This is a genomic window from Caballeronia sp. M23-90 (assembly GCF_053574605.1).
Map to the genome: position 1 here is coordinate 1 of NZ_JBSIPA010000329.1, position 7,608 is coordinate 7,608.

Here is a 7,608-nt window from a genome sequence, read left to right on the forward strand (position 1 = left end):
AGTCACTCGAACAGCACTACACGATAAAGATTGAAGTGGACAGCGCGACGCTCATCCCGGAGCGGAAACAGAAAACCTCAATCCTCCCGCGGCGTCTTGCGTCGCTTAATTTCTGGAGAAGCAAATGAACAAGTGGCAAATCAAAGACATGTCCGGCCTGGTCCTCGTGGACAACGTGACGCATGCGATCGCGCTCGAGATGCTGGCCATCCTGCAGCACCACAACGTCCCGGTGACGATGCACCACGTTGGAGGTGCAGCATGATGGAAGCCAACGTGTTTCGGATCGTCGACACTACCGGGAAGGTCTACGGGGTGAACCTGACGTCTGGCCAAGCGACCGCGATGATGCAGGTGATGCTCGCGGCGCGTCCGAACGTGCCAGTGCGTAGCGAGCGCTGCGATCAGCCTATTTCCGAAAACACCGAAAAAGTCCAGGCGCCCGCAATCGTGATCGCACAGCGCATCGCTGATAACTATCTCGAAATTGAGTCCGGCAAAGAGAGGGAGACGCTGCGCAGAGCCATTGAAGACCGCTTGGATGCTGCCGCCCGGGTGGCGAGCGCCGATGAAGCGGTTGATCGTGCCAGCGCCTATCTGATCGCCCGACAGGATGAGCTCGACACGCTCTCCGAATCACTCAATCGCCAGATCGCGGCGAGCGGCGCCACGCTGGCGGTCCTTCTGAAGGCCGGCAGTGCATCAGCAGACACGAACCAGCTCATCGACCGGGGCGCGGTCCTTGACGCCACCACCCGGCGCGACACCGCCAAAGCCGCGCTTGATCAACTGGAAGCGGAGCTCGCCGATGCACATAAGGCACACACCGACGCAGAGACCCGCCAGCGGCTTGCAGTGCACGCGGTGAAGACTGCGGAAAGAGACTGCATGGTGGAGCGCTTGGAACGACTCGGTGAGGAATATCTGGCGCTGAGCGCCGAGGTAGACGCCTCAACGAGCTCACAAATGCCAATTACTCCGCGCGCTCGCTCGGCGCTGCGCATCGAGCTCGGCGCAATGGACCGGATCAATGAGGCCTCCTTGCGCTGGCACCAATACACGGCGGCGTTGATGGAAGACGCGGAAGCGCAGTTCGACGCATCGAGGAACAGGTCATGACCAAGAAACTTATTCGAATGTTCACGATCGACGCCGAGACCTTCCCGCTCGATGTCGTTCCCGAAGAGGAAAGCCGTTTGGCGAAGCCTCATCCGATGATCGCTGCCACTCACGACGGCCTCACCGCCCGCGCTGACGCGAATGCGCTCGCGCGCCGGATGGCGAAAGCGCCGGTCGATCTCAACGAAATAGCACGCCAGTTCTGGGCACGACGCGCGGGGAAATGACATGAGGCGGATTAGTCGGCGAGTGCCGCCCTCCACCAAAACCCCGACAGCCGGCGGGCGTCAACTCATAGCGCGCCGCGGCCGGCACCATTCTTATGGAGAAGTTATGGACGAACGATTGTGGTGTGTATGGATTGACGGCGTGGTGCAAGGCATCTACCCGCGAGGGATGGCTTGGGACTTTGCCGAGGAAGCGCGCCGGCAGAACCCCGATGCCTACGTGGTGACCGTACGGGGTATTGCTGCCCCGCAGCCCGTACCGGACTGGGTACTTAAGTCCGAGGGAACATAACGATGGCAAATCAATTCGGGCGCAAGGCTTCGCTTATTGTTAGTTCCAGCACAACCGGACTCGAACTGTCGGACTTGCGCTTCACATTCAAAACGGAGAATTCAGAAGCGCAGACGCCGAACATCATGCGTGCGCGCGTCTACAACCTGAAGAAAGAAACGGTCCAGAAGATCGGAACGGAGTTCACTACGATCACGCTTCAGGCTGGCTATACCGGCGGTAACTACGGCGTAATTTTCACCGGCACCATAAAACAAACAGCGACTGGGCGCGAACGCAACGTCGACAGTTACATGGACATATGGGCTGCAGATAGCGACGAATGGTACAACTTCGCGGTAATTAGCCTATCCCTTAAAGCCGGCCAGACGCCAGAGCAAGTAATCACTGCAATACAGAGTGCTCCGTCCGTCAACGGGGTCCCTGTCGTGAATTTCGCCAACGATGCAACGGGTCTTATTGCCGGGGCCGCTGCTGGGACGCAGCAGGCCCTATCGCGCGGGAAAACGATGTTCGGCATGAGTCGCGACTATGCACGCGACTGGGCGAACAAGTATGGCTATAGCTGGTCACTGCAGAACGGCCAGTTTGTCGTCGTGCCTGTTACTGGGTATCGACCGGGCGAGGCTGTGGTGCTGTCTTCGACAACCGGTCTAATCGGCATCCCTGAAGCGACGAACGCAGGTGTCCGCGTACGCGCTCTGTTAAACCCGCTGATTCGTATCGGCTGCTTGGTGCAAATCGCTCAGTCCGACATCAACCACATCACGATGCAGCAACAGGGGTTGAGCTACAACCCGAACACTCCCGCTGTTGCCGGCCTGGCGACGGCGCAGGGCACCTATCGCGTGATGACGGCAGAGTTCGAGGGTGACACACGCGGACAGGCTTGGTACGTCGACATGATTTGCGTTGCCGTCGATATATCGGCCCCAGATCAGAACAATTCCGTATCAGCAACGGGCCTGACGCAGGGACCGGTTGAGCAGCGCCAGCCAGATGGAACTTGGAAGGCGACATGAGCGATAAAAAATTGGTTAATGACGATTTCGACGCGCAGCTCGCGTTGATCGAGAAATCGATAAGCTTCGGCCGGCGGGATTTCCCGCTCTACGAAAAGTACCTGCAACTCGGCCTCGGGGAGCTCGAGCCCGATTCGGTATCGCCGAGCGTCCTGCGGTGGGAACAGATGATCGCATGGACCTATCGCCGGTCCATGGTTGCGTTCGATTCTGGTCATCGCAACCCCATCGGACGGTTTCAGCAAACCATGCTTGGGCGGTATCGAAGGCGGATCGAGAAGGGCCTCCTTCGTCCGCTTGAATACAGTTTCGATAAATCAGGAGAATCAGACAATGGCTGAAAATGAGGGTTCTTCACCCGAAGATCTGGCGCAACAGGCTCGAGCTGCGAACCGGCACAAGGTAACTGCGAGGTTGATGACGCGTCCCGCAACGATGAGCGCGCATACCAGCATGAGTTTTGTGCCTGAATCGATGGACAAACAGGGGGGCGTCAACATCTTCAATTTGAACGAAGAATATCAAGCCCGTTGTGATGAGGTCGTAGCGGGGGACATGAAGCACGCCGAAACGCTTCTGATTGCCCAAGCAATGTCGCTAAATTCGATTTACAACGAGTGCGCGTCGATTGCAGGAGCGAACATCCCTCATCGGTTACCGGCGGCAGAAGCGCTGATGCGCATGGCTTTGAAGGCCCAGGCGCAATGTACGCAAACTCTGCGCGTCCTTGGTGAGTTAAAGGCGCCTAAACAGGTCTCCTTCGTGAAGCAGCAGAACGTGGCGGCCGGAAATCAGCAGGTCAATAACGGCGTGGCGCCGCCCACTCACGCGCACGCGACGAAAGCTGACGTTGATGCGCACGGAAAGAAGGAAAGGGCAGTTGTGACAAACGAACTATTAACGGACGACACGGAGGCGCGAAATGGCGCGACGCTGGACATCGGAACAACGGGCGGCGCAGGCCGAAAAAATAAAGCGATGGAAACCGTGGGAGCTGTCAACTGGGCCGAAGACGCCTGAAGGGAAGGCGGCTGCGGCGCAGAACGCATTGATGCACGGGCTGCGCGCGCGGCCGTTCCTCGATCATCGCAGACGCTTCAATGACATGCTCAGGGAGGTTCGGGCCCTGGTGAAGCGGCATCGAGGGATCTTCTAGCCGCGCACTTACTGCGCACCTGTCGCGATTAGTTTGATGGGGCCTTGAAGGGCACGAAACAGATTCGTACCCTCGCCTTCACAGGGGTGAGGATGGCGCTCACCCCTTTACTTATCGATCATATTTGGGAGCGTGACACCTGTGAAGTGCTTCCCGTTCGGTAGCTTTCCGGAAACTACGGACACAAAGTTGCCTGGTTCCACGGACAAGGGTGTACCGATCGGCACGAGCACGCAGTCAAAGTCGGACAGGCGCGGCTCTACTGACTCGTCGTAGCCCTTCACTAATGCTGCCTGGCGGCGCAGATCTGGCGGCAGATGCGCTTGCAAGTGACGCGCGACGTTGATCCGGCCATAAATGTATTGGGTAAGGTTAAGCGAACTGCATACGATTGCGCCGTCAATCGAGCCATCCATGAGCGCCATTCCCTTCGCGGTAGGTTGCACGATTGGCTTACTCTTTCGGAACGTTACCTGCCCGGGCGATGGCGCCGGCATGATCGTGATTTCCGGCAAATCTGTCTGCGGGGCTTGGACGCGCCGCTCATTTGCCGGCAAGTCAGAGTCAACCGCCTTTGGAACGGCAATTAGGTTCGAGCATGCGGAAAGCACAACCGCAGCAGCAATCATTATTTTTCTCATGAAGCCAAGTCTACTTCAATGGTCGCAGGAAAAATCACAGCGGATCATCGTTCCGCCCTATCTCAAAGCCGGTAAACAATTGGCGGCCGCGAGCCATAAATACCCGCCATACACCCCTCCATAAGTAATCCTGACTTAACCGGTTAGTTCAGGATTCAGCCTCGTAATAAATCCTAGGTTGAGTCACATACAGTTTTGCAGCCACTCGCGCCAGTAAAACTCAGCCCGCGCATGTAGCTGCTGAGACGTCGAATGACAGTTTCTGGTGAGCAATTAAAGCAGTTCCCTTCAGCCGGCCCGACTCAAGACGCAGATTTGCTTTACACGTCGCAGAGCGGATCTGAGGCAGCCACGCCTGCATCGCAACTGGCAGCCTATGCGAATGCAAAGGTCAATCCGGCCAATTTGCCCTATCGAAATGCGCTTTCCGGAACGGAGAAAATTTCTCTTCTTCAGTCGGGCTCGCTTGTCTATGCCACGGTCACTGATCTCGCCACGACGAATGCCACACGCGAAACATTCGTTGCAGGATCTGGATTCACGCCTGGCACTACGACATCGATCACGTTAGCCGGCACGTATGGATCGATCAATAATATTGGCGTCTATTTTGACGATGCTCGCCAATTTGATTGCAGTTTGTCTGGGAACGCTCTCACGTTCAACCCCGTGGTTCCCGTCGGCATTCAGGCCATCACGATTGTCGGTGGCTCGGCGAGAACGATCGGTGTGCCTAGCGCAAGTACTGTGGGCGACCAGCAGCTTACGTGGGGAAATGTTCTTAATCGGGGCGTAGATTCGATCGCTGCACTGCAAGCGCTAAACCCCGCTGTCTACACTCGTGCATTTGCAACTGGCTACTATGCCCCAGGCGATGGCGGCGGGGGTGCCTATTGGTACAGTGCTACATCCACAGCCACGGTCAATAACGGGACCATCATCGCATCGTTGACTGGAGTTGGCCGGTGGTTGCTTGGGTATCAAACATCCGTCGTTCCGGAACAGTTCGGTGCGCTCGGCAATGGCACGGGGAACGATGCCCCCGCAATCAATGCCGCACTGATGGCCGTCGGCGTCGTCACACCTCGCCCTAGTTCAACCTACCGCATAACGCAGCCGATCATGGTCCCTTATGGGGCTGTACTTGAAGGGCCCGGAAAAGGTCTGTTCACTGGGGTCCGATACCAGACGTTTGGTACGCAGGGTTGGTATCACCCACAGGGCGTCTCCGCAATCGCTGTCGATTTCGGGGGAGGAAGCACGAATGAAGCGAATTCCGCAGTACAACTGGCCGCGCAGGCGACCGTTCAAGGAATCAGTTTCTATTATCCAAGCCAGTCTGCCGCCACGCTTACGCCGACGCTTTATCCGCCGACGATCGCGCTCACTCCCGGTACTCAATCGAACGTTTCGTCGCAGACGGTAACGACGCCATCCGTCGTGTCATGCCACTTTGCTAACCCGTATCGAGCTATTTCGTTCTCGCAAATCCACAACTCAGGGTTCGTGTCGCAGTGCACTGGTTATGCATACGACAACTTCGCGTACTTCGACAACTCGTACGATACAAACCGAATGGAAAACTGCCAGATTAACGAAGTGTATTCGTACTATGGTGATTTCCCTGCGACGAGTATGTTGGCATACCAATACGCTACCACTACATCTGAGTGCGTGAGAGTTGGGCATGCTGATGCGATGGAAATCAGCAACGTCTACTCCTTTGGATTTTATAAGGGTCTGTCGTTCAACGTTTTTAACACCGGATCACCCAATGGGATCTTCGTGAATGGAGGGGGCTGGGAAGGTTGTTTCTTCCCCGTCATTATGGCGACTCAGTTTCGCCGCATCACGCTTCGAGGTGTCCAGCTTGGATCGCAACCACTTGGTGTATCTGGTGGCGGCCCATCGGTAACCGTTGGCGTTCCGACAAACACCGGAATAACCAGTGAAGTCCGCCTTATCGGTTGCACTTCGTTTTCCTCGGTACAAGCGGCTGTATCACTCTCGAATGTCAATGGAGTAACGGTCGAAGCGTGCGAATGGTACAACTCGAACCAGACAAACGCGGGATTCGTAACTGGAGTTTTCCAGATATCAGGCTGCAATACTGTCAAGGTCATTGGGAATCATATTGAGCAAAATTCCAGCAATCCGAATGGTCAATATTTTAACGTTGGAAATTCTAGCGGTGTGATTGTCACGAATAACACATACACAGGGCAACAGTTGGTGAACTCGAATCTATTCTTCAATTCGTGTACCGCTGTCCGATGCTCAAATAACATTGAGCAGTTAGTTAATCATTCGATCGTTGGGACAGGTGTCGTTTTTAATGCCTGTACGCAAGCCACGAGCGACAACTACATCCAATATTGAGAGCACATATGAAACGAATCTTAGTTGGGGCGCTTCTCGCGCTCCTTTCATGCGCATCGGACGCAACTACGTTAAGCCCGATCTCTCTGCTGAACCCGGCCGGGTCGGCCTCGGGACAGGTCATTGCATCTACGGGCCCCAGCTCCGCGCCAGCGTGGACCACGATCACCCCCGCCGCGATCGGCGGCCTGAAGGCTTCAAATAACCTTTCAGACGTCGCAAGCGCGACAGCAGCGCTTACTAACTTGGGCGGCTTGAGCACAACTGCGGCGGCATCAACTTATCTCACCCAGGCCAATGCCACTAGCACTTACGCGACCATCAGCAACCTGGCATTAAAGGCAGCGCTTGCCGCTCCGCTATCTCAGTTTGCTGCTACGTCTTCTGCTCAATTGGCAGGGGTGATTTCTGACGAGACTGGCAGCGGTAGTTTAGTATTCGGGACGTCGCCAGCGATTGCGACGCCGGCCATAACAGGCGGTTCAATAAATAGTGCATCGGTTGGCGCAACAACGCCATCTTCTGGTGCATTCACGACTCTTAAATCAAATTCTGCAGTACACCTAAGCTATAAGAACACCTCGGCGCAGAGCATCCCTGCCTCCACTGCGACAACGATTGCTGGGTGGACATCTGTCTTCGATTCTGAGCTTGCCCGCAAAAAATGGATCCCTTGCTGAGTGTGTAAAACTCACGCAAGGAGGAAGGAAAGATGGGTAATCCGAGAGCTCGATATACGCAGGAATTCATGCTGGAAGCCGTGCGCATGGTC

The 7,608-nt window shown here is 56.0% G+C and carries 11 protein-coding genes; 10 read left to right on the top strand and 1 reads right to left on the bottom strand.

Features of this window, described 5'->3' with window-relative positions:
• The first annotated feature begins 124 nt into the window (after positions 1-124).
• The 7 genes from ACRXB1_RS25425 (at position 125) to ACRXB1_RS25455 (ending at position 3,680) form a co-directional block, all read left to right on the top strand.
• Positions 125-265 carry a hypothetical protein gene (locus tag ACRXB1_RS25425; RefSeq protein ID WP_449493600.1) on the top strand — a complete coding sequence of 47 codons (141 nt, stop codon included), beginning with the start codon at positions 125-127 and terminating at the stop codon, positions 263-265.
• Positions 262-1,119, top strand: a complete 858-nt coding sequence (locus ACRXB1_RS25430; protein ID WP_449493601.1) for a hypothetical protein — start codon at positions 262-264, stop codon at positions 1,117-1,119. Before ACRXB1_RS25425 ends, ACRXB1_RS25430 begins: the two co-directional genes overlap by 4 nt.
• The gene (locus tag ACRXB1_RS25435) at positions 1,116-1,346 is read left to right on the top strand and encodes a hypothetical protein (RefSeq protein WP_086383374.1); all 231 of its coding nucleotides are present in this window, start codon (positions 1,116-1,118) and stop codon (positions 1,344-1,346) included. Before ACRXB1_RS25430 ends, ACRXB1_RS25435 begins: the two co-directional genes overlap by 4 nt.
• A 106-nt stretch (positions 1,347-1,452) precedes the next feature.
• On the top strand, positions 1,453-1,638 hold the full coding sequence (locus tag ACRXB1_RS25440) for a hypothetical protein (protein WP_449493602.1): 186 nt from the start codon (positions 1,453-1,455) through the stop codon (positions 1,636-1,638).
• A gap of 2 nt (positions 1,639-1,640) precedes the next feature.
• On the top strand, positions 1,641-2,660 hold the full coding sequence (locus ACRXB1_RS25445) for a phage protein (RefSeq protein WP_449493603.1): 1,020 nt from the start codon (positions 1,641-1,643) through the stop codon (positions 2,658-2,660).
• Entirely contained in the window at positions 2,657-3,001 is a 345-nt protein-coding gene (locus ACRXB1_RS25450; RefSeq protein ID WP_449493604.1) for a hypothetical protein, read from the top strand. The genes ACRXB1_RS25445 and ACRXB1_RS25450 overlap by 4 nt, the downstream gene beginning before the upstream one ends.
• A complete protein-coding gene (locus ACRXB1_RS25455) occupies positions 2,994-3,680 on the top strand; it encodes a hypothetical protein (RefSeq protein ID WP_449493605.1) in 687 nt (228 codons plus the stop codon). The genes ACRXB1_RS25450 and ACRXB1_RS25455 overlap by 8 nt, the downstream gene beginning before the upstream one ends.
• A gap of 243 nt (positions 3,681-3,923) precedes the next feature.
• Here ACRXB1_RS25455 and ACRXB1_RS25460 read toward each other — a convergent pair whose 3' ends face one another.
• Positions 3,924-4,241 (bottom strand): hypothetical protein, encoded by a 318-nt coding sequence (locus ACRXB1_RS25460; RefSeq protein WP_449493606.1) that lies wholly within the window; start codon positions 4,239-4,241, stop codon positions 3,924-3,926.
• Between ACRXB1_RS25460 and ACRXB1_RS25465 the strand changes: the two genes are divergently transcribed.
• The 3 genes from ACRXB1_RS25465 to ACRXB1_RS25475 all read left to right on the top strand — a co-directional run bounded on the left by ACRXB1_RS25465 (position 4,231) and on the right by ACRXB1_RS25475 (position 7,516).
• The gene (locus ACRXB1_RS25465) at positions 4,231-4,581 is read left to right on the top strand and encodes a hypothetical protein (RefSeq protein ID WP_449493607.1); all 351 of its coding nucleotides are present in this window, start codon (positions 4,231-4,233) and stop codon (positions 4,579-4,581) included. The two genes, ACRXB1_RS25460 and ACRXB1_RS25465, sit on opposite strands and share 11 nt — an antisense overlap.
• 128 nt (positions 4,582-4,709) lie before the next feature.
• Positions 4,710-6,836, top strand: coding sequence for a hypothetical protein (locus ACRXB1_RS25470; RefSeq protein ID WP_449493608.1), 2,127 nt, complete (start codon positions 4,710-4,712; stop codon positions 6,834-6,836).
• 8 nt (positions 6,837-6,844) lie between these two features.
• The gene (locus ACRXB1_RS25475; RefSeq protein ID WP_449493609.1) at positions 6,845-7,516 is read left to right on the top strand and encodes a hypothetical protein; all 672 of its coding nucleotides are present in this window, start codon (positions 6,845-6,847) and stop codon (positions 7,514-7,516) included.
• Positions 7,517-7,608: the final 92 nt, after the last annotated feature.

Excerpts from the sequence above, each read along its gene's own strand:
- ACRXB1_RS25440 (WP_449493602.1), top strand. The coding sequence starts at position 1,453 with ATGGACGAACGATTGTGGTGTGTATGGATTGACGGCGTGGTGCAAGGC.
- ACRXB1_RS25475 (WP_449493609.1), top strand. The coding sequence starts at position 6,845 with ATGAAACGAATCTTAGTTGGGGCGCTTCTCGCGCTCCTTTCATGCGCA.
- ACRXB1_RS25455 (WP_449493605.1), top strand. The coding sequence starts at position 2,994 with ATGGCTGAAAATGAGGGTTCTTCACCCGAAGATCTGGCGCAACAGGCT.
- ACRXB1_RS25465 (WP_449493607.1), top strand. The coding sequence starts at position 4,231 with ATGAGCGCCATTCCCTTCGCGGTAGGTTGCACGATTGGCTTACTCTTT.
- ACRXB1_RS25430 (WP_449493601.1), top strand. The coding sequence starts at position 262 with ATGATGGAAGCCAACGTGTTTCGGATCGTCGACACTACCGGGAAGGTC.
- ACRXB1_RS25445 (WP_449493603.1), top strand. The coding sequence starts at position 1,641 with ATGGCAAATCAATTCGGGCGCAAGGCTTCGCTTATTGTTAGTTCCAGC.
- ACRXB1_RS25425 (WP_449493600.1), top strand. The coding sequence starts at position 125 with ATGAACAAGTGGCAAATCAAAGACATGTCCGGCCTGGTCCTCGTGGAC.
- ACRXB1_RS25450 (WP_449493604.1), top strand. The coding sequence starts at position 2,657 with ATGAGCGATAAAAAATTGGTTAATGACGATTTCGACGCGCAGCTCGCG.
- ACRXB1_RS25460 (WP_449493606.1), bottom strand. The coding sequence starts at position 4,241 with ATGGCGCTCATGGATGGCTCGATTGACGGCGCAATCGTATGCAGTTCG.
- ACRXB1_RS25470 (WP_449493608.1), top strand. The coding sequence starts at position 4,710 with ATGACAGTTTCTGGTGAGCAATTAAAGCAGTTCCCTTCAGCCGGCCCG.
- ACRXB1_RS25435 (WP_086383374.1), top strand. The coding sequence starts at position 1,116 with ATGACCAAGAAACTTATTCGAATGTTCACGATCGACGCCGAGACCTTC.